Below are 19,039 nucleotides of genomic sequence, written 5' to 3'. Positions count from 1 at the left end.
TGACTCTTAACAAACTACGTATGGACAAAAGCGTTTTGCGACGCATACGGCATAATAATTTTGCTTCACGTGTGATCTATATATTGTTGGCGTTTTCAAAGGATGATAAGAAATGAGCCTGGAAGATATACTGGTAGGATGGACTGGTCCATCGAGTGGCACCGAACAGGAAAAGCAGGACAGAACGGAACGAATGATTCGCCAAGCAATCAATTCACACGAACCATTCAATAACTGCTCGCTCAAGGTTTATGCGAAAGGATCTTACGCCAACAATACAAATGTGCGATCTGATAGTGATGTCGATATAGCTGTGGAATGTACGGATCTCTTATATTGGGATGAGGCTGAAAAAGGAATTTATACGCCTGGCAAGCCTTACGAGGGGATTTGGACCCCTGCAAAGCTTAGAGCCGAACTCCTTGCTGCTATGAAGGCTAAGTTTCCCGGTCAGGTGGACTCCACGGGGGGGACCGCAATACAGATAAACTCTAACTCAGCGCGCGTTGATGCTGATGTGGTTCCATGTTTTAGCTTTAGATACTACATGATCAATGAAACGAGAGATGGAACTAAAATATTCAAGGCAGATGGTGGGAGCATTGTTAACTACCCGGCGCAGCAATTGTCAAATGGTATAGCGAAGAATAAGCGTACTGGGAGCGCCTATAAAAAAGGAGCCCGGCTTTTAAAACGGATTGAAAACGCGATGGCAAAAAATGGCAATTTTCGGGAGTTACCATCCTTCTTTATGGAGTGTCTTGCCTATAACTGCCCTGATACCGCGTTTGCTCATGCAACATGGATAGAGTGCTTAAGAGCCATGCTTGTTTATATTTGGAGTAATCTTCAGGGGGATGAGCCGGAATCCGGGCGCTGGGTAGAGGTGAATGAATGCTTTTATTTATTCCACCCAGGACAAAAATGGACTCGTGCAGATGGCCGAGATTTCTCGCAAGCAGCTTGGAACTACCTTGAGTTCAAATAATGCGAAATGTTACTCTTAAAAACTCGCTGTACCTACTGGTAGGAATCTCAGCGGTAACTTGGTTTGTGATAGCCTATTTTAGCAAGCTAGACTTATCAAGGATGCTAGATTTTTTTCGCCTGATTCCCAAGGTCGTGAGCATTGACCTTTTGGTGGTAGCAGTATTTGTTAAGTGGGGATGGAGGTTTAAAATTTTCAGAGGATGGCTTGTTCCATTTCCGGATTTAAATGGAAGCTGGGTAGGCTTTATTTATTCAGATTGGGAAAATCCAGAGACAGGTGCGAAACCACCGCCTATACCAGTATTGCTGACTGTAAAGCAGTCGTTCTTCCATATTAGCTGTATGATGCGTACTAGCGAAATGGAAAGCTCCTCGTATTCTGAGGGGTTTCTTATTGATCCTGATCGACAGATCAAAAGTCTAGCGTATGTTTTTAGTAGCAAGCCTAGAATAAGTCTGAATGTGCGAAGCATTCCTCATGATGGAGCAGCAGTATTCCAGATCATTGAAAAACCGAAACAAAAGCTAGTGGGCAGATACTGGACTGAAAGGTTAACAAAAGGTGAAATAGCTCTTCAATTTCACTCAAGTGAGCTATTAGATGAGCTTCCAGAAGAATTGGGTGAGCATCCCGTGACAGAAAATGGAAACCGACGTTAACAATGGGATAATTTTTCTCTGCTCATGCGCCCGCTTTTGGTCGTTGGCCGCCCTCCGAAGGGGGCTGGGCTCTGCCTGTCGATAAGGGCAGAGATCGGTCAAAAGCGGGGGTGTCAGCAGTGGAGCAAGTTAAAGCCACTCATCGGTTTTAAATCAATCCCAATGAGAAAAGCCTACAGGTAGGCCATTCCAAGTAGAGAACAGTGTCCGCTGCCCCCAGTAGCTTACCCTGCCGCCTTGTTCACTCCGTGTAGCACGGAACACCGCTTCACGGTGTTCCGAAGTGTCAGCGCCGATATCCCAAACAGGCATCACCTGTCCCGCTTGAACATCGCCAGCAGTGCGAATGCTCGGTATGCGTGCTAGCAGTGCGGAGGTCCGCGATTCACGCAATACAACACAAAAACACGGGTACCTCCGCTCACCGACTACCAAGCGAGGATCAACTCCTCGATTTTGAATAGCTCGAAGCAAAGGCACTAGCTCTTGCGCTGCTGCGGCTCGATTACGGGCCATCAACATTTCTTGGGCAGACTCTTCGCACCACTGAGTCAGGTTGGCGCTGTCTGCAAGAACGAGTCTTGAGCCGGCCTTTTGAGCAAAATCACGAACCCCTGGCAGATAGCGTGAGGACGTGATGAATAAGCCTCGACTAGCCTGATGTCGGTCGACATGGGCCGAGAGAGCTGCAACCGCTTCCAACCCAATGGGATTATTTGGGGCGTAACGTTTCACTTGCACCAGCGTAAGAAGATCTCCAATTGGATCTCGTTGCCAGATGCGCAGGTCTACTCCTTTATCCCCGGAACCGGGGCCTAGTTCAGTCTTCCATCCACGGGCGGAAAAGATACTACTGATTAATGTCTCAAACTCGCGATGACCAAGACGATGAAAATCTTGGGCATTAGCCGCGAAATGAGCATATAGGTCGCCACTGACGTCCGCCGTATCAGCTTCAACAAGTCGACATATCCATTTCCAGCGTGCTACCCGGTAGGCCGCCTGAACCAGCTCACATTCGTAATCGATGAAGTAGAAACCCGAAGTGCAGGAGTCTTCAAACTCTAAGTAAACACCGACCTCTTCAAGCTCCTGACGAAGCTCCTGCGCCTCTTTGTGGTCCCATTCGAGAACGGTGTTTATCGCTCCCTCCGCACACAGCAGCAGCAACGGCCCGCCAATGAAAGGTTCATCGTCGTAGTGAGAGATGGGGTCGACTAGGCAAGCGTCATACCAAATTTCATGACGCGTAGCCCACTCTGTTGTAATGCTAGTGATCTGAGCTATCAGCTGATGAACAGCTGCCTCTAAAGCCATTGGGTTGTCCATCATCACCAATTTACCTCTACTATGAACACGTTGGCTTTTCGCTAGTGCAGCATCATCGGGGTGTGTAATAGAGTCTTGAGTGGTTTGATTTATTCGTCCATGATTTTTTTTAGTGTTTTGCCAAAATTTGTCGAGGACAGAAGCATATTTAGAACCTCGGTCAGCTCTTCTATGTTTTGGCATATAAACTCGGCGCCGTCAAATGCCACCATGCACGGAAATCCATTTATATTTTGCCGCCATTTGGCTACTGGGGTAAAAGACTTGGAGTCTTTTATGATGCATAGTTGGTCGCTGTCTAAGAATTCTTTTGGCTTTAGCGGGTCATCGAAGGAGTCTGCTACTTTTTTTATTCTGGCTGTCGAAGATATAGCTGTGCTAAAAGTGATATTTTTGTTGGAGAGTGATTCTAGCTCTTCACTAATCCGTGTAAATAGATTCTTTACCTGATTGATGTTGGCGTCAGCTTGGTTTGCTTTACCTATGCCGGCCTTAATAGATTCCAGGAAACTCATGATGTAACCCTTGCGACATGACTTAGGATTGGGTAGTGGTCGGAGATGTCTTTCCACTCGAAATTAGGTTCGAAAAATGTGATATCTGAAAGAATGGTGGCGTGTTCTTTGAATTCCCACTCTCTTACAAAGTGAGAGGAAAATAGAATTTGGTCGAAAATTGCACCCTCGCTGGCGATAAGTTTTGAGTGCACAAAGGTTCCACCAGGCCCGCCAGGGTGTGGCGCTAGGCGAGCCCAAAAGGGATTGTAGAAAAATTTGTTGGATCTCTTTACAAAATTCGAATCCCTGCTTGATCCTATACCTCTAACAATAGAGAGGTCATAAGGTTCATCATTGTAGTCTCCAAGGAGTACAATAGGGCAATTTGGGTTTGCATCCAAAATCGACAGGGCCTTAGTACGTAATGCATCTCCCAGTCTAAGCCTTTCGGCACTACCCACATGGTAGGTTCCCCGGCTTTGCCAATGTGATAAACCGAAAAATATTTCCTCGCCATGGTTCGGGGTTAAACCAACAAATACCCCTGCTTTCAACCATTGATCAGTAAGGCTGTCTTTAATATTTGCTAAAATGGCGTCAGTTGAAAGTGAAAGCTTTTCAGTGTTGAAGATTAGGCAGAAATCATCAATTGATTTTCCTGGCGAGTACAGGTCAAGTATTTCGTATTTGCTGTATTTTCGTTCGGCCAAAAAAAATTCAAGGTGCTGGATGTTATCGCGATTTACCTCGCAGAGCCCTAGGATATCAACACTTCGTTGCAAGAGTGCATCGATCACACAGTTAAAGTTTTCGGTGATGGGGTATTTTTTTGCGCCATTCATCGGAGGGCTTAACTTGCAATTCCACCATGCACATTTCAGTTCCATTGTGAATCCATTAGTAGATACGGTGTGAAACAGGAGGCAGTGTGCTCCAGTCCGGTAGGCAGCTGATCCTGGCAGGGATGATAACCGATCGACGGGCGAAGGCCATCGTCAGCATTGGCATGCCGTGATTGGTACAAAAAAATAGTACATGTCCGCCGGGATGTGGATGGGAGGCTTGAGATCATTAGCCTTTATGAAAGCTATGCCCAATCCATCATCGGGGCGATCAGCCTGGCGCTAAACTGACTCCAGGCAAGCGGGAGGTCGGGCTGTGAAAAGAACACTGAAGGGTATGATCGAGGCGGGAGAGCCCTTGATTCGACGAACCTCGCCGTCCTTGATCATCTGTTTGAATGACTTTGCCATCGCAATTAATTTCCGTTCGGCTGCATTGGTAGAGCTCTTCCTGCACTGTCGCCCTGAACCCTTAAATAGGACCAGGAAGAGCTCTACCCACGGTGCTACAACGGGTGCAGCTGGTGGGCACGCACACCCCTTTAGCGGTCTTGCCACCGCCTCGGGCGGCCACACGCACGCACAAACGGTTTACGGGGGCTGGGCAGACGGTGCGCCCGCAGTGCTAGCGGGGCGTAGTTCTGGCGGCACGGGCGTAAGCACATTGATTACTGGCGCGCTCGACGGCGTACATACCCACGCGGTAACCGGCACTGTCGGCGTCGATGGCGCGCACGTCCACCCAGTCACCGTTTCCGCAGAGGGCGGCACCGAATCGCGGCCGCGCAACGTTGCGCTGCTTGCTTGCATCAAATATTGACGAGACTTCAAATGAACGCACCTGTTATCTACAACGCCCACCCTCAAACCCTGGAGTACATCGGCCGGGGAGTGGCAGACCCTGACCCGCTCGATGCCGAGCACTGGTTGATTCCTGGCTATGCCTATACCGATTCGCCGCCGGAGCCTGTGCCAGGCCATGCCGTTGTTCGCGATTTGGCTGGCAAGGCCTGGGCCCTAGTGGAAGACAACCGGGGCCCCGTTTACGACGTTGCTACCGGTGCGGCTCAGGATCACGCCGCGTTAGGCGCTCTGCCGCCTGAGCTTACCCGCCAGCCTTTTCCGGGGGACTTCCACTACTGGGACGGCGGCGCCTGGGTTCTTGATGTTGACGCGCAGAAGGAGAGCATCCGCACCAAAGGTCTGTCCCTTCGTGACGAGAGGCTGGCCAATGCCTCTATGCGTATCGCTCCCCTGCAGGATGCGGTCGACCTCGGGGAGGCGTCGGAGCATGAGCAGGCAATGCTGCTGGCCTGGAAGCGCTACCGCATCGCCCTGAATCGCCTTGAGCAACAGCCAGGCTATCCCTTGTCGATTGAGTGGCCGGCAAGCCCAGAGGATGCCACTGCGCCGCCGCCGCAAGACGCGGAACACACCCAATAAAGCCCCGCACTGCCGGGGCTTTTTCTTTCCTGTAATCCGAGGTTTTAAGCCCATGCCAATTACAATGCAGCAGCTTTTGCAGATACTCCCGAACGCCCGCCCAGTCGCGGGTATTTTTTTGCCTGCGCTGAACCGGGCCATAGCGCGCTACAAGATCGACAGCCCGGTGCGTGTGGCGGCGTTCCTGGCCCAGGTTGGGCATGAGTCGGGTCAGCTGCGCAACCTGGTGGAGAACCTGAACTACAGCGCCGAGGCGCTGGTGCGCACCTGGCCCACCCGGTTCACCGCGGCTTCAGCGGCAGTCTGCGCGCGGCAGCCGGAGAAGATTGCCGACATCGTGTACAGCGGGCGCATGGGCAACACTCGACTGGGGGACGGCTGGCGGTACCGTGGACGTGGCCTGATCCAGCTCACCGGCCGGGCGAACTATGCCGCCGCCGGCGCCGGCTTAGCTCTGCCGCTGGAAGAGAAGCCCGAGCTGCTCGAGCACCCCGAGCACGCCGCCATGTCCGCCGCCTGGTGGTGGTCGACCCACGGCCTGAACGAGCTGGCCGACGCCGGCCGCTTCCAGGATATCGGCAGCGTGATCAACACCGGAAAGCCTGGCCGGGTACCGCACGGCGCCGCTGAGCGGAAAGCGCTGTATGACCGCGCGTTGAAGGCGCTGGCGTGATCAGCGCGCGCACGATCGGCGCGGTAGTGTCGCTGGCGCTGGTGGCCTGGGCGTTCTGGGGTACCTACGAGCACGGTCGCTCGACGATGGATGCCGAGTGGCAGGCCAGGAGCGCGAAGCTTGCCAATGAGTTCCAGGCTGAACGAGAGGCCGCTGCTGTGGCGGTGATCAACTGGCAGGAGGCTGAGCAAGCCCGGCGCCGCGCCATTGAGGATCAGCTGCAGACCAACGACAAAGTCCACCACCAGGAGCTGACCAATGCTCAAGCAAACCAGGTTCGCCTGCGCGATCGCCTCGCTACTTCTGATCTCCGGCTGTCAGTCCTACTCGCCGCCCCAGCCCAGGGTAGTGGCTGTGGGGTGCCAGCCACCACCGGCGCCGGCGGCGTGGTTCATGGAGCCCCGCGAGGCGAACTTGACCCAGCGGCTGCTCAACGAATTGTCGCCATCACCGATACCGGTGACCAAGGATTGATTGCCCTACGGGCGTGCCAAGCCTACGTCCGAGACATTGGGCGGTGAGCTGGAAAAAGGCAAGCCCAGACGGCTGCTTTCGACCCAAAGCGGCCTCTCAGAGAGCTAAAACTGAGGCTGTCACTCGTCAAACAGAGTCCAGCCATGGCAAATGCCGTCAAAGTCTTTTGCCGTAAAAAATAATACAAGTTCCCCTGGATCAAATTCTTTGTAAAGCCAGTGCCCAAACACAGGGCCTCTCGTTATCACGTATTCCAAGCGGTACTTTTGAACAGATCCAGAACTGAAGGAGGCTGAATTCAACTCAAATCTGTCACCTCGGTTGAGCGCCCATAGCTTTCCAACAAGGTTATCATCAAGCACCACTTCTTCAGCTATCGCCATCAGATGCCGTGTATGAAGTTTTTTTTGAAGCCTAACGCTTCTGGCCATAGATCAACCTGCCTATCAATTGTCCGAGCATCGGCATAAAAATACCGGAACACAGAGATGACCGCTTTGGGTCGGTTAGCGCCTCTGGATCGATCCCAGTCGGATCGCGTCGAAGGTTTTCACACAGCCTGGACCCAAAGCGGACGCTCACCTGAAGGTCCTTACCAGGCAAATTAGGGAGGCCTTCGTACCGCATGAACAGAGGCCATTCGAAAATGCTGCAGGCATATTGACACCATGCGCACCCTATGGAGAATCGCAGGCACTTTTGTCCACCATGGATGGCCTGCTCATGTATCGACGTATCTTCCTGCAATCGGCTCAAGGCTTCGGTGCCAACCTGGTTAGCCACGAGAGCGAACCGATGGCCCGCGACACATTGGGCTGCACTTTTGTTTTCTCGTCCATCGGCGACGCCCTGTCTCGCGCTTACGACTCGGCCAAGGAAACCGTCAGCGACGTGGCTGACAAAGTGGCCGATACTGTCTCCGATGCGTATGACGCCACCCGCGAAACGGTCGGCAATGTGGCCGACGCAGTGTCCGAAACCGCCTCCAATGTCTACAGCTCCACTGTCGAAACGCTGTCCGACGCGGCAGAAACAGTGGGTGACGTCGTCTCCGACAGCTACGACGCCACTCGCGATTACGTCGGCGACGTGGTCTCCGGTGATAAGGAAATTGACTACCTGAAAGTGCTCGGCGGTGCTGCGATCGGCGTGGGTGCCGTCGCGGCAGCACCCTTTACCGGCGGTGGATCGCTGATCGGTGGCGCTAGTCTGCTGGGCTCACTCGCCGGCGCCGGCACCATCGCTGCTGCCGTGGGCGCTGGTGTTGCCGGTGCCGTGGTGGCCGCGAACCTGGACGGAGACGAGGAAGCACGTAAGGCCGGGTTTGATGCTGGCGTCAAGCAAACCAAAGCCGAGCAGTTGGCTGAAATCTCGATGCTCAAAGAGCGCCTCGAGAAAGCTATGGAAAGCCTCAAGGCAGCCGGCGAACACTTCAATGCAATTATCGCCCTGAACGCCGTGGCCGTCGCGACCGCCCAATGCGACGGCGATATCACACCCTCCGAACGGGCAAACATCGAGCTGTTCATCAATGGCCTCTCGGCCGACGCCATCCCAGAAGCGGTCAAAGCCAAAATCGAGTCGCTCTACCAGCAACCGCCGACGGTGAAGGAAGCCTTCGAGCTGGCAAAAAAATCGGGCATGAGCCTGTCCATCTTCGACGAAATCATCAACCTGGTAGTGCACTCGGACGATGCCGTACACCCGCAGGAAGCAGCCTTCATGCAAGCTTGGAACAGCCTGAAAACCGCGTGAGGAAAGCACCGATGAGCAAGCTCGAACAGTTCAGAAAACAACAGGCCCTGCGCGAGCAACTGGCCAACCGCCCGCTGCTTCACGTCGCTGCCGCACCTGAAGATGTAGCGGCGCTGCTGACGAAGCAGACCGACAGTGCACGTCTCGCCAGCCTGGACTACCTCTCCTCGTTGAGCCTCGCGCTGCAGGCCGCCCCACGGGATGCTCACGAGTTGCTCAGAGAGCTTGACCAGGAGTTCGACCAGGTCCGGGTGGACGACCTGTTGGCCAAAGCACAGCGCGACATTATCGGCGCCATTGCCGGTCCACTGGGGCTGGGTAAGTTCCTGGCAGTGTATGACAAGCAGGGGGGCAATGTGACGACCGTTCACAATGCCCGGCAGGACTTCTACGCCAATCCTGACGAAGAAAAATACAACCGCGATGACTATGACAGGGGTTTGAACAGCCAAGGTAAGAAATTCGCTGGGGTCGGTGAAAAATCGGTGGGATCGACTTTTACCAGAGGCCAACTGGACAAAGAACAGAAGCTCCGTGATGGCTACACCGGTGAAACGGTCAAAGGCGATCAGACCAGCCCCGACCACATCATACCGCTGAAGACATACCACCAGAATGGTGGCTTCATGCAGTCTAAAACCCAACGCGCCGATTTTGGGACTGATACCGAGAACCTGATATCCACCCAGCGCCACATAAATAACTCAATGAATGATGATGAAAAATTAGAGTGGCTGGAGAAAAAGTCTAATGGAAGGCAGGTGACCAATGAGGAGCATTACAAGGTTGATCGAAAACTTGTCGAAAAAGCTTTGAAGCGTGGACAAGAAACCGCCGATCGCCACGGGCCCAGCACCTCGGAAAAAGCCGCCTACTACACCACTCACGCAGCCCAGACCGGTATGACCGAAGGCTTGAAGATGGGCAGCCAGCAGGCCTTTGGCATGCTCATGGTCGAGCTGTTCAGCGGCGCCCTGGACGAAATAAAGGAGCTGTACCGCAACGGCCGCCAGAGCGACACCATCCTTGCCGAACTGGGTGAGCGCCTGAAGCGTGTTGGCGTCAAGGTAGCGGGGCGATGGGAACAAATGCTGCATGGTTTCAGCGGCGGTTTCATTTCGGGCTTCGTGTCCAATGCCGTGACCGTGATGATCAACCTGTTCGTCACCACCGGCAAACGCGCTGTGCGAATGATTCGTGAAGGAATTTTCTCCCTGCTCAAGGCACTTAAGACCTTCTTGTTCCCGCCGGAGGAAATGACCTTCGCCCAGGCAGCGCATGAAGCCTTGAAGTTGCTTGCTGCAGGTGGCGTCGTGATTGGTGGTGTGGTTCTAGAAGAGGCTGCCGAGAAGCTCATTCTCGGGGTCCCCCTGTTTGCACCGTTTGCTGGGGTGCTGACAGCTGTCCTAGTGGGGGCGGCGACCGCGCTGAGCATGACTTTTGTCTGCTACCTGCTCGACAAGATTGATCTGTTCGGTGCCGTCCGTGCTGAGCGGGACAAACAGATGATCGGCTCGCTGGATACGCGCATTGATGCGCAGATGACGCTGTCAATGAGCGTGATCGAAGAGTTGGACGGGTATCTGCTAACTACGTCCTCTCCGACTTAAGGTTCTGCTGCGCAGGGGTGTGTATATCGCTGCTCCAGCGCAGCTTGTTTCCTAAAGCTGTCGATTACTCTGCCCATCGCCTAATTGCCCGTCCCACTGAGGTTTCGGGCAAGTCTCTTAGCCGAAAGCAGTCAGTCGAGAGCGACCGCTTTCGACCCAAAGCTGCCCTTCACGAAGGTCAGCAATCGGCCAAGAGCGGACGTTTTTGGTCTACCCCTCGCTCCGGTAGACACCTGCATGAGACGCTTCGACCTCAGCAGACCTATTCCTGCCGTGCGGCGTAACCCACTTGCAATAGACACGCTCAGTGCGATCGAGTAGTGTCTCAGACGAATTAGCTTAATCGTTATGCACAATTTGATTCCGGAAAATGAGTGAAGAAATTAGAAATTGGTATATCTATATTTTGAAGCTTGAACTGAACTCATGGTACGTGGGCACAGCTAAGGGTTTGAGATCAAGGCTGCGAAGCCATGGTAAGAAGAGCCCTTACTCTACATTAAGGAAAAAGGGCGCTGTCAAATATATGGAGAGCGGTCTCACGGGGGAGAGAAAAGCAACTCATTTACATGCGGCTTTTAGATCAATTGGCGATTGTTTCTGGGTTACAGAGATTGAAAATACTATCACCGTAGCCCTGGGGCAAAAGTATGGTTTCGATAAAGTTAGGGGTGGCTCTATAATTCAGCCTTGGAATTACGAGCTAAGTGATATTGAAGTGAAAAATTTAATTCGACGATTTAGTTGTAGTGATATTAGGTTTAAATACAAGCTAAAGGAAATAAATTTAACTCAAGAAAAGCCATTTGTCTTCCCGCTTACTCGGCGAAGGAATACATAGCAAGGCATTCAAGCACGCTCGCCGGGACACGCTTTCAGCGCGCCAGCCCAGTCCCCGTGAGACTGTCCGCTTTTGGCCGGAAGGTGACGCTGGTGGCCGTCGCTGATCTGGTTGATCCATAGCGAAGCCTGAATAGCCGTTGGCCTATACTGCACTGACCAAATAACCGGAGCCGCAGCGTGAAGAAGACCCTCACAGGAGTTGTGGAGGCCGGCGAACCGCTGATTCAGCAGGCTATCGATGCGCAGCGCCGCTACCATGCAGCCCAGGACGCCGGTCAGCCAGCAAAGGAGGTCGAACGCCTGCGACTGGAGGCTGAGTCGCTGTACCAGGCTGTCACCGAGTACCAGCTGCGGTCGCTTGGCGGGCCTGCGCGCTCCCTTCATTAAATAGTCCGGTATCGACGGCGTGGTTCATGGAGTCACGCGAGGCGAACTTGACCCAGCGGCTGCTCAACGAGTTATCAGAATCACCGGTGACGGCGACCAAGGACTGATCGCACTGACTGCATGCCAGGACTATATCCTGGCTCTAAAGCGTTAATAAACCACCGGATTTTAGGGCCATTTCAGTACAGGACAAACGCCCTGTGCTTGCTTGATCAGAGAAACCTTACTGTCTATAGTGGCTTTTCGCACTCGACCGTCACGGTGCGCATGAGGCTTGTTCTTACTAATGGAAGATTCAAAAACATGGAGTTTTCATGAAAAACCTATTCTCAAGCGCTGCGCTTGTTTCATTTGTCATGCTCGCTTCTTCGCAAGTTATGGCGAAGCAAGACTATACGGTGCACTTCAAGAATGCGAGTAATCAGACAAAGTACGTGAGGCAAATCAGCAGCCAGTGCATGTACGCTCCGAAGAGCGGTGCCTATACCGTTCCGCCTCAGGGAGATGTTTCATTCGGAATGACGGACTCAGATAACATTTTTAGCCTTTGCACGAGTGGGGCAAAGGAAGTCAGCTGGGCTGTAGAAGACGATAAAGGCATCAGGCTTGGCAATTTGACTTTTAGGCATATAAAGGACGGTGGCACGTGGTATACGAAAGTTGTCCCTTCTCTTGGGTTGTCCGCGACTATCACTTGCAATAATGGAGGCTGTTCAACATCTGGCACTCCTGGTATGCCTGGTGAGCCTTCCCCTATTGTTGTTACGTTTAAATAATAATCTTTCGCTCTGCCCCTGGACATGTTCAAGTGTCTGGGGGTGGTTCTAGTTTTATCTGGAGTCATCTTGTTGAGTCTAGCAGGTGGACACCTTGGTTTCGCGTGTTGCCCACAGCAACTCCAACACGGTACCACTCAAATGTCTCTGGTCCCTCGCCAAGGTTCAAGACCAACTGCTCGGTTTGCTCCTTTGGCATTGTCAGGCCGGCCCACTGCCGTGCAAGTTCGGACGACAGCACGACAGGCCGGCGATCGTGTACATCAACCATCCCACCCTGGGCATCGGCGGTGATGATCCCGAATCCGTCATGCTCGTGACCAGTGAAATGGCCAATGCTTGCGCATAGCGATGGTTGCCCGTCTCGCCTCCGGATGTAATAGGGCTGCTTCTTCGGTCTCCCCTCATCAACCCACTCATCCCGTCGACTGGCGTTATCGTTCGATGCGGCCAAATCGCACGGAAGAACGCCCCGTGCGCTACCTTCTTGACCCGGGCATTGATCGGTGCGGCGCGGTCCTTGGCCCAGTGCGGCCGCCAACCCCAACGCACCAGATCGGCATGGAGCACTCCATCCTCGAGGCGTAGCAGTGCTACCCGGGTGGTTGGCGGCACGTTGTACCGCTCAAGCGGTTGGTCGCCGACGCTATTGGCAAGCGGGTAGGGCATGCTCAGGGCGTCGACGAAGTCGTGGATGCGTGGTACTGGCTGAGTCTTCCGCACATGGGGCCGGCCTCGGTGGTCGCATCACCACAGAGTAGCCGGTTCGACTTGCCGCCGATCGGTAATTGCCAGGCCCCGGGCAAATTCATAGCATGCTGTGTTTTTATACAGTGGTAGCCAGCATGCGCTTCCTCATCCTGCGCCGGCGAAAGCTGGGCGTCGCCATCCCTACCGAGCAGCTACGGAAGATGCAGCCGCTGGCCGGCGACATCCAGATCAGTGAATGCTACAACGAGAGCCTTGGGCGCTCGACTATCAGCGCCTGGATCTTCGGCTCAGGGCCAGGCCCCGACGTTTTCCCGCGGCTGCTCGACGTGAAGATCACCGGCATGGCCCAGGTCGGGATGAACCTGACCGGGATCGAGGAAGTGGACGGCGCCTTCTACGCGCAGTCGTGGTGGTGCAGGGAGGAATAGTGAGGTCGGCAGGACGCCGGAGGAGGGGGCTTTTGCTGTCTAATACTGCCGGCGTAAACTGCCTATTTTTTGGCTGAAAACCGTCGAAAATGGCGAATGCATGCTAGGCACTTGTAATGCATACGCCACGTATTTAAAGGCCTAGAGCCGATTTTTACCCATTCTGCTGCATCATCGGGGTGTGTGCGGAGAAATCAGAAATTGCTTTATTCATCAATGGATTACGGCATTTTCGCAAAAACGATGGGGCAAAAATGGGGCAATTCGTTGGCTGCCAACCACCTTTCAGTGCGAGGGGTTGATGGTGAAGTGAGAGTAACACGAATGCCCCTCGCCGCGACTTCAAGACTGAGGGCATGGCATACTGGCATTTTGGTCTGCAGAGCTCCCGCGATGAAGAGTGTTTTCCCAGGGCATTTCGCAAACGACCCTCAAGATCTCCAGAGGCTATGGGATCGAAGCTTGATTGCTGTAGATGCAAATGTTTTGCTCAACCTGTATCGCTATTCTGAAGGTACTAGAAACGAATTTTTAGATCTTTTTGAGAAGCTGGCAGATAGACTCTGGATTTCGCATCAAGTTGCGAAGGAGTATTTAAAAAATAGACTTAAGGTAATTAGTGATCAAGCGAAAACATACGATATAGCTATCCAGGGTTTAACGGATTTGCGAAAGAATTTCGAAAATCCGAAGCAGCACCCCTTTGTTGGGGCGCAGGTTTTGGATGACTGTAAAAAGTCTTTTGATCTCATAATTGGTGAGCTGGAGCAAAATAAAGAGCGTCACGACCAAAAAATCACCAGTGACGATATTAAGGAAGCGGTTAGTCGTATTTTTGAGGGTAAGGTTGGAAGTGGGTTCAACGAGCAGGAGCTTGAAGATATCATCGCCGTGGGTGAGGTTAGATATGAGAATAAAATCCCACCTGGATTCAAAGACTCAGACAAGGCGGGTGGCAAGTCACTTGAGGAAAGATTGGCACCCTATGGAGACTATATAGGCTGGCTTCAATTAATCAATAAAGCAAAATCTGATACTCAAGATGTTATCTTCGTTACCGGAGATAATAAAGAGGACTGGTGGCTTAAGCAGAGTGGGCGAACCATTGGCCCGCTTCCTGAGTTAATCGATGAATTTATGTCGATGACATCCCAGCGTTTTTATATGTATTCTCCTGACCGATTCTTGCAACAAGCGGGCGATTTTTTGAAGCAGGAAGTGTCGGTGCAGGCAATGGAAGAGGTCAGAGAGGTTCGACTCGCCGAAAGCGTGCGGAACGATATCGAACATCTCCAGCCCAAGTATAATGCGTGGAAAAAAACAAGTAGAAAGTATGAAGGGAGGAAGGATCCTTACACGTTTTTAGATGGCACCACTGCCCTGTATGATTCGGGGTATGAAGGTCGAGATCCTATCAGGTATAAGTCTACTCTGCATTTTCATGCGAATGTGCTTAGGAATCAAGTAATGCAGTTATCTTCTGAGCTTAGTGAGCGGCTTGTTGGGGAGCCGAGTGCTCAGTTTGAGAACGTACCTGATGCTCAATTGGAACGTATGTTGAGCGAAGCTCGTCAAGAGCTGAATGCTACCTTAAATTTAATAGCATCAATTGATGCTGCCAAAAATATCGAAGACGAAAAGTAAGCGCCCTATCGGGCGCTTTTTATATTGTTCCAAATTCTTGATAGTTCGGCTGGGGATTCGTTATCCATCCATTTTGCATAAACCTCCACGAGCATAGGGAAGTCTTTATGGCCCATTTGCTTGGTGATGAATACTAGGGTCCCTTGAGTAGCGATGCACCAGCATGCATAGGTGTGTCGAGTTTGGTACGGTCGTCTGTCCGGCGCGACGCTGTATGGCGGCCCACTTCGTGTTCCAGGCGGTCGCCACGAACCACACATCGACTACTCGTTTTCTGGACTGGGTAGTCAGTTAAGGGGTAGAAAACCAGTTCCAAAACTCAAGGCGTGCACCGCGGTAGGATGGGGCCTGTAGCCCGTCGGTAAGGCGAAAGTTTTGGAACTGAAATCCTCGTCAAAGGTGCAGCGGGCTTGGGTCTTCGTATCGGTCTTGAAAACCGCGTTTCTGGGACATGGAAAAATGTCGGCGCTGACAAAACTTCGGCTACTTGGTGGGCTTTGCCAGCGCTCCTACGCGGCGGTAAACCCGCTCAGTGATTTCCCTGCTACGAACGGAAAACGATAAGGCGCTGGTGGGCAGCGCGGGAGGGTCAGTCCCGTCGGACCCTGAAGCCGAACATGCACTCAACATCGTGGTGTTCGCGCTTTTGATAGGCCTTGAACTTGGCCTGCGAGGGCGTGCTGGCCAGCATCTGGGCTTCAACTCAAGCAAGGGCACAGGGCAGGACAGATGGTTTTGGCGGTGCCTTGTAATTTGAGCTTACTGGAATGGTAACTGTCTCGAGTCCGTAACTAACACGGGCTGAACAAAGCCTTCGGTATCACCATTCAGCCACGATTGTTCTGTTCGTGATACGTAGAATTTAACGGCTGCGCCAAATTCGTCGGTTGAAGCTGCTGCGATCAATGTGTGCTGCGGATACTGCGTGCGCCACTGCTGAAACACTGCGTTGATCAACAGCAAGGCATGTGCAAGATGATCGTCTTCCAGGTAATCGTCGATACGCAGTGAGTTGACCCAGCATTCAACGCTCGTCTCGTCCGGGCAGAGCGCTCTTTGCACAGTTCGAAGTCTTTTCTTGAAAACGGTCAGTAGAAAGCACCCCTCCCACTCACTGAACCCTTCCGCGATCAGTCTAATCAGCTCATTTGGCAAATTTTTACCGCTGAGCGTTACTGCCTCAAGCTCTTGGGACATCAGCTGATTTATGACCACTCCGACTCCCCTAAGTACCTTTCCATGGCGTTGTCTGCCGAGTTGTTAAGCTTTTTGTCTTCCAACAGCATGTTGACGGATTTGGACGCGTCTATGAAGGTTTTCGTGTCCGGATCATCTACTTTGTGGCTGAAGGTCGCGGCGGGATGTGGGTCATGGCATTTTTCCATGTAGACGCCGGCCTTCGCGGCCAGAGTGGTAGCCGCACTGTGCTTATCTGTTTGCCAATCGCCGCGCCCTTGAAGATCAGCTGCCGGCCAACAACGAAATCCACCACCCGGAAGGGCGCAAGCCACGAACCTTACGCGCCGAAGGTCTTTTCCACGGAATGAGGTTGCACAAAACAGCTGTATGCATATACAGTTGTTTTGTGGCTGAGAATTCACTCGGCTCAACTTAACGAAACTCGTTTCTATGGAGAAACATTATGAATGGAAGCATTGTTCGGTTTGCTCTTTTGCTCGGCATCGCTGCCGGATCTGTCGGCGCAGCTCAAGCTGATAGTTCGCCTGTTGGCCTGTGGCGAATGACGTCGTTTACCATTCCGGGCGGAGCTGTGGCGACTAATCAGACGGTCTGCCTAAAGGCCGATAGCACTTGGTATTCCACCAGTGAGCCGAACTGGAATGGCAGCTGGTACAAGAACGAAAAAGAGGTCCGTTGGTACGGAAGTATTCCTATCGCTCAGATCGGTAATGTCGCAAGCATGGCGATGGGCAAGCTGGATAGCCCCACCACCATGACTGGCAACTATTCGGAATGGACCGCCCCCGGCACTCCGCCTCTTTCCTTCGACCGGCACTTCACCTACTCGATGACCTTTCTACAGGCTGAGTGCCCACCACCGAAGTAGTGAACAATAGGCGAGGGGCATCGAGTAAAGCTGCCCCTCGCTCCATTCCTTTTAAATCGAACTGGAACGGCGGCCAGCCCAGGACGTCGGCCAGCCGGCGAAATACCAGCTATGGTCACTCGGCGGGCCCGCACGCTCACTGCACTGAGCTTGGCGTCGGGCTCAAGCACGAGTGCTTGCGAGAAGCCGGTAGCGAACAAAGCGTTTGCCGTCGACGTTGACCTCTCCGTCCGGTTGAAACCCTACTCGAAGAACACCCTTGATCCGGGTTCTAGTCGGTGCAAGCAAGACAGTGACCGATTCCAGCCCCATCTCCTGAAAGGCTCGCCGAACGATCTCATCATAAATTGCTTTGCCCAGGCCCCAGTAGTCCGGATGTAAAACCAGGGCGAGGTCTGCATCACCTTCTGTTTGCTGCAACCCACCCCAGCCGGCAAATTTTTTATCCACCATGAACGCCCAGGGGCCATATCCGTTGAGCATCCACTGTGACTCTTTTTCGGCGACCCACGCTGAGCATTTGGCTTGGTCGAAATCAGGGCGGCCCAAGGGCATGTGGCGCAAGACAACCGGGTTGTTGTTGAGGTCGATGATGTCGGCGCTGCTGATTTCACTGAGTCGCTTGAATTGCAGGTCCATGCTTTGCCTTTTCCGCGATGTTTAATGCTGGTTTGCACCCGCGCAGACGAACGAACCTAGCCGGCGGGCTTGTGCTCTGCAGTCCCTTTCGCAAGGTCAACGGCGGCGGTAATGGCTGCTCGCGCTTGCGGGCTGTTCTTCCAGCAGGTCGAGCCTAGCGCGGCTGACGCCTGAGCCAAAATGTCACTGACATCCGATTTGGCTAACCCTGCTAGCGATTCAATACCCATCTGTTCGAGCCGGGTAATGACGGTTGTGCCTACGCCCTTGAGTGTGAGCAATGCCGCTCGCTCTTTCGGTGAAAATGGCATCTGAGAAATCCTTTTCAGGGTATGAGTATTTGGAGGATTGCATGGGAGATCATATAGGGCAGGTGGGTTCCTGTTCACTCCAAGTGCAGGTAGCCCTGTGGGATTATTCGGCCCACACGACCTGATAAAGGACGGATACAACAACCAACCTTAGGAAAACTCATTTAAATCAATCTGTTATCTTCTTTCTGGAATTCGGATACAAAAAATTTCAAAACTCCCGTGTACAGGTGTGGAATGCCAAGGGTAATTTCACCCTCAAGCTGTGCGGTCAACTGCAATGGAATGCAGCCTGTAGCAACCCGGATCTTCATGCCTCCACCGGGTTTGCACCTACTACAATAGAGGGAGCTAATCGTGAACTGCATTTTCTGTGCAATCGCCAAGAAAGAATCACCGGCTGCCGTTATCTACGAAGACGAGCAGTGCCTGGCCTTTCTCTCCATCCAGCCGATTACTCCTGGCCATGTCCTGGTCATTCCCAAGGCCCACGCAAGCGGCCTGGGTGATATCCCTCCTCAAACCTGTGGCCACATGATGCGTGTGGGTCAACGGGTGGCGGCCGCCCTGCGTGAAAGCGGCTTGAGCCTCAATGAACACCCCTGCGAAGGTATCAACCTGCTGCTGTGCGATGGCGCTGTGGCCGGGCAGACCGTGGGCCACGCCCACCTGCATGTACTGGCCCGCTTTGTCGGTGACGGTTTCAACCTGGGTCATGCGGACCTTCCACTCGCTACGCCCCAAGTGCTGGGCGAGCGCGCAGAGCAGATCCGTCGAGCCTTGACCTCGCTGCCACCGGTTTAACTGCAAGTCGCTTTAGTTTAAAGGCACGCCCGCGATAAGAGGGTTGCGTGCCTTGCTGTGCGCAGTAAGCAAATCATCAACTTGTAGGCATCTACGCAAGGAGGCGAAGCTATGTATTGTACTGTGGAAACTTAGGTCGTGCGCTGGGCTGAGTT

The 19,039-nt window shown here is 53.0% G+C and carries 21 protein-coding genes and 2 pseudogenes; 15 read left to right on the top strand and 8 right to left on the bottom strand.

The window, feature by feature from the left end:
- The first annotated feature begins 112 nt into the window (after positions 1-112).
- Both CCOS864_RS18015 and CCOS864_RS18010 read left to right on the top strand, forming a co-directional pair.
- On the top strand, positions 113-988 hold the full coding sequence (locus CCOS864_RS18015) for a nucleotidyltransferase domain-containing protein (protein ID WP_115087715.1): 876 nt from the start codon (positions 113-115) through the stop codon (positions 986-988).
- Positions 988-1,650 carry a Cap15 family cyclic dinucleotide receptor domain-containing protein gene (locus CCOS864_RS18010; RefSeq protein WP_115087714.1) on the top strand — a complete coding sequence of 221 codons (663 nt, stop codon included), beginning with the start codon at positions 988-990 and terminating at the stop codon, positions 1,648-1,650. Before CCOS864_RS18015 ends, CCOS864_RS18010 begins: the two co-directional genes overlap by 1 nt.
- 153 nt (positions 1,651-1,803) lie before the next feature.
- Here CCOS864_RS18010 and CCOS864_RS18005 read toward each other — a convergent pair whose 3' ends face one another.
- The 3 genes from CCOS864_RS18005 to CCOS864_RS28075 all read right to left on the bottom strand — a co-directional run bounded on the left by CCOS864_RS18005 (position 1,804) and on the right by CCOS864_RS28075 (position 4,363).
- Positions 1,804-2,982, bottom strand: a complete 1,179-nt coding sequence (locus CCOS864_RS18005) for a restriction endonuclease (protein ID WP_167458910.1) — start codon at positions 2,980-2,982, stop codon at positions 1,804-1,806.
- An 86-nt stretch (positions 2,983-3,068) separates the two neighbouring features.
- Positions 3,069-3,494 carry a hypothetical protein gene (locus CCOS864_RS28080; protein ID WP_148708555.1) on the bottom strand — a complete coding sequence of 142 codons (426 nt, stop codon included), beginning with the start codon at positions 3,492-3,494 and terminating at the stop codon, positions 3,069-3,071.
- Positions 3,491-4,363: an endonuclease/exonuclease/phosphatase family protein gene (locus tag CCOS864_RS28075; protein ID WP_148708554.1), complete on the bottom strand. Its 873-nt coding sequence runs from the start codon at positions 4,361-4,363 to the stop codon at positions 3,491-3,493. Before CCOS864_RS28075 ends, CCOS864_RS28080 begins: the two co-directional genes overlap by 4 nt.
- A gap of 786 nt (positions 4,364-5,149) precedes the next feature.
- Here CCOS864_RS28075 and CCOS864_RS18000 point away from each other — a divergent pair.
- Genes CCOS864_RS18000 through CCOS864_RS17990 form a run of 3 tightly spaced genes read left to right on the top strand, consistent with a single transcriptional unit; the run spans position 5,150 to position 6,955 of the window.
- A complete protein-coding gene (locus tag CCOS864_RS18000) occupies positions 5,150-5,761 on the top strand; it encodes a tail fiber assembly protein (protein WP_115087712.1) in 612 nt (203 codons plus the stop codon).
- A gap of 52 nt (positions 5,762-5,813) precedes the next feature.
- Positions 5,814-6,434: a glycoside hydrolase family 19 protein gene (locus CCOS864_RS17995; protein ID WP_115087711.1), complete on the top strand. Its 621-nt coding sequence runs from the start codon at positions 5,814-5,816 to the stop codon at positions 6,432-6,434.
- Positions 6,431-6,955, top strand: a complete 525-nt coding sequence (locus CCOS864_RS17990; protein WP_415842510.1) for a lysis system i-spanin subunit Rz — start codon at positions 6,431-6,433, stop codon at positions 6,953-6,955. The genes CCOS864_RS17995 and CCOS864_RS17990 overlap by 4 nt, the downstream gene beginning before the upstream one ends.
- A 72-nt stretch (positions 6,956-7,027) precedes the next feature.
- Here CCOS864_RS17990 and CCOS864_RS28070 read toward each other — a convergent pair whose 3' ends face one another.
- A complete protein-coding gene (locus CCOS864_RS28070) occupies positions 7,028-7,339 on the bottom strand; it encodes a hypothetical protein (protein ID WP_148708553.1) in 312 nt (103 codons plus the stop codon).
- A 292-nt stretch (positions 7,340-7,631) separates the two neighbouring features.
- Between CCOS864_RS28070 and CCOS864_RS17985 the strand changes: the two genes are divergently transcribed.
- The 6 genes and pseudogenes from CCOS864_RS17985 (at position 7,632) to CCOS864_RS28065 (ending at position 12,279) form a co-directional block, all read left to right on the top strand.
- A complete protein-coding gene (locus CCOS864_RS17985; RefSeq protein WP_148708552.1) occupies positions 7,632-8,663 on the top strand; it encodes a hypothetical protein in 1,032 nt (343 codons plus the stop codon).
- Between the two features lie 11 nt (positions 8,664-8,674).
- Positions 8,675-10,273 carry a hypothetical protein gene (locus CCOS864_RS17980; RefSeq protein WP_115087709.1) on the top strand — a complete coding sequence of 533 codons (1,599 nt, stop codon included), beginning with the start codon at positions 8,675-8,677 and terminating at the stop codon, positions 10,271-10,273.
- 370 nt (positions 10,274-10,643) lie between these two features.
- Positions 10,644-11,114 carry a GIY-YIG nuclease family protein gene (locus tag CCOS864_RS17975; RefSeq protein ID WP_115087708.1) on the top strand — a complete coding sequence of 157 codons (471 nt, stop codon included), beginning with the start codon at positions 10,644-10,646 and terminating at the stop codon, positions 11,112-11,114.
- 179 nt (positions 11,115-11,293) lie between these two features.
- The gene (locus CCOS864_RS17970) at positions 11,294-11,503 is read left to right on the top strand and encodes a hypothetical protein (RefSeq protein WP_115087707.1); all 210 of its coding nucleotides are present in this window, start codon (positions 11,294-11,296) and stop codon (positions 11,501-11,503) included.
- 16 nt (positions 11,504-11,519) lie between these two features.
- A pseudogene (locus tag CCOS864_RS28490) lies at positions 11,520-11,657 on the top strand (lysis protein); the annotation flags it as partial.
- A gap of 160 nt (positions 11,658-11,817) precedes the next feature.
- A complete protein-coding gene (locus CCOS864_RS28065) occupies positions 11,818-12,279 on the top strand; it encodes a hypothetical protein (protein ID WP_134063300.1) in 462 nt (153 codons plus the stop codon).
- A gap of 64 nt (positions 12,280-12,343) precedes the next feature.
- On the opposite strand, the pseudogene CCOS864_RS17960 reads toward CCOS864_RS28065, so the two are convergent.
- Positions 12,344-13,004, bottom strand: a pseudogene (locus CCOS864_RS17960) (SOS response-associated peptidase family protein).
- A 120-nt stretch (positions 13,005-13,124) separates the two neighbouring features.
- On the opposite strand from CCOS864_RS17960, the gene CCOS864_RS17955 reads away from it, so the two are divergent.
- Positions 13,125-13,418, top strand: a complete 294-nt coding sequence (locus CCOS864_RS17955) for a hypothetical protein (protein WP_115087706.1) — start codon at positions 13,125-13,127, stop codon at positions 13,416-13,418.
- A 201-nt stretch (positions 13,419-13,619) separates the two neighbouring features.
- Complete coding sequence (locus tag CCOS864_RS17950; RefSeq protein ID WP_148708551.1) at positions 13,620-15,062, top strand: PIN-like domain-containing protein; 1,443 nt, start codon at positions 13,620-13,622, stop codon at positions 15,060-15,062.
- Between the two features lie 759 nt (positions 15,063-15,821).
- On the opposite strand, the gene CCOS864_RS17940 is transcribed toward CCOS864_RS17950, so the two are convergent.
- The gene (locus CCOS864_RS17940) at positions 15,822-16,259 is read right to left on the bottom strand and encodes a hypothetical protein (RefSeq protein WP_134063283.1); all 438 of its coding nucleotides are present in this window, start codon (positions 16,257-16,259) and stop codon (positions 15,822-15,824) included.
- A 445-nt stretch (positions 16,260-16,704) separates the two neighbouring features.
- Here CCOS864_RS17940 and CCOS864_RS17930 point away from each other — a divergent pair, with 445 nt between their 5' ends.
- Positions 16,705-17,130 (top strand): hypothetical protein, encoded by a 426-nt coding sequence (locus CCOS864_RS17930; RefSeq protein ID WP_148708550.1) that lies wholly within the window; start codon positions 16,705-16,707, stop codon positions 17,128-17,130.
- A 162-nt stretch (positions 17,131-17,292) separates the two neighbouring features.
- On the opposite strand, the gene CCOS864_RS17925 is transcribed toward CCOS864_RS17930, so the two are convergent.
- Both CCOS864_RS17925 and CCOS864_RS17920 read right to left on the bottom strand, forming a co-directional pair.
- Positions 17,293-17,769 (bottom strand): GNAT family N-acetyltransferase, encoded by a 477-nt coding sequence (locus CCOS864_RS17925; protein ID WP_115087701.1) that lies wholly within the window; start codon positions 17,767-17,769, stop codon positions 17,293-17,295.
- A gap of 56 nt (positions 17,770-17,825) precedes the next feature.
- Complete coding sequence (locus tag CCOS864_RS17920; protein WP_115087700.1) at positions 17,826-18,080, bottom strand: helix-hairpin-helix domain-containing protein; 255 nt, start codon at positions 18,078-18,080, stop codon at positions 17,826-17,828.
- A gap of 357 nt (positions 18,081-18,437) precedes the next feature.
- On the opposite strand from CCOS864_RS17920, the gene CCOS864_RS17915 reads away from it, so the two are divergent.
- The gene (locus tag CCOS864_RS17915) at positions 18,438-18,884 is read left to right on the top strand and encodes an HIT family protein (protein ID WP_115087699.1); all 447 of its coding nucleotides are present in this window, start codon (positions 18,438-18,440) and stop codon (positions 18,882-18,884) included.
- The last annotated feature ends 155 nt before the right edge of the window (positions 18,885-19,039 follow it).

Source organism: Pseudomonas wadenswilerensis, assembly GCF_900497695.1.
Classification (GTDB): domain Bacteria; phylum Pseudomonadota; class Gammaproteobacteria; order Pseudomonadales; family Pseudomonadaceae; genus Aquipseudomonas; species Aquipseudomonas wadenswilerensis.
The sequence above is the reverse complement of the archived record's forward strand: the minus strand, read 5'-3'. Positions and strand labels throughout refer to the sequence as shown.

Coding starts and splice junctions, on each gene's coding strand:
- CCOS864_RS18015 (WP_115087715.1), top strand. CDS start 113: ATGAGCCTGGAAGATATACTGGTAGGATGGACTGGTCCATCGAGTGGC.
- CCOS864_RS18010 (WP_115087714.1), top strand. CDS start 988: ATGCGAAATGTTACTCTTAAAAACTCGCTGTACCTACTGGTAGGAATC.
- CCOS864_RS18005 (WP_167458910.1), bottom strand. CDS start 2,982: ATGATGGACAACCCAATGGCTTTAGAGGCAGCTGTTCATCAGCTGATA.
- CCOS864_RS28080 (WP_148708555.1), bottom strand. CDS start 3,494: ATGAGTTTCCTGGAATCTATTAAGGCCGGCATAGGTAAAGCAAACCAA.
- CCOS864_RS28075 (WP_148708554.1), bottom strand. CDS start 4,363: ATGGAACTGAAATGTGCATGGTGGAATTGCAAGTTAAGCCCTCCGATG.
- CCOS864_RS18000 (WP_115087712.1), top strand. CDS start 5,150: ATGAACGCACCTGTTATCTACAACGCCCACCCTCAAACCCTGGAGTAC.
- CCOS864_RS17995 (WP_115087711.1), top strand. CDS start 5,814: ATGCCAATTACAATGCAGCAGCTTTTGCAGATACTCCCGAACGCCCGC.
- CCOS864_RS28070 (WP_148708553.1), bottom strand. CDS start 7,339: ATGGCCAGAAGCGTTAGGCTTCAAAAAAAACTTCATACACGGCATCTG.
- CCOS864_RS17985 (WP_148708552.1), top strand. CDS start 7,632: ATGTATCGACGTATCTTCCTGCAATCGGCTCAAGGCTTCGGTGCCAAC.
- CCOS864_RS17980 (WP_115087709.1), top strand. CDS start 8,675: ATGAGCAAGCTCGAACAGTTCAGAAAACAACAGGCCCTGCGCGAGCAA.
- CCOS864_RS17975 (WP_115087708.1), top strand. CDS start 10,644: ATGAGTGAAGAAATTAGAAATTGGTATATCTATATTTTGAAGCTTGAA.
- CCOS864_RS28065 (WP_134063300.1), top strand. CDS start 11,818: ATGAAAAACCTATTCTCAAGCGCTGCGCTTGTTTCATTTGTCATGCTC.
- CCOS864_RS17955 (WP_115087706.1), top strand. CDS start 13,125: ATGCGCTTCCTCATCCTGCGCCGGCGAAAGCTGGGCGTCGCCATCCCT.
- CCOS864_RS17940 (WP_134063283.1), bottom strand. CDS start 16,259: ATGTCCCAAGAGCTTGAGGCAGTAACGCTCAGCGGTAAAAATTTGCCA.
- CCOS864_RS17930 (WP_148708550.1), top strand. CDS start 16,705: ATGAATGGAAGCATTGTTCGGTTTGCTCTTTTGCTCGGCATCGCTGCC.
- CCOS864_RS17925 (WP_115087701.1), bottom strand. CDS start 17,769: ATGGACCTGCAATTCAAGCGACTCAGTGAAATCAGCAGCGCCGACATC.
- CCOS864_RS17920 (WP_115087700.1), bottom strand. CDS start 18,080: ATGCCATTTTCACCGAAAGAGCGAGCGGCATTGCTCACACTCAAGGGC.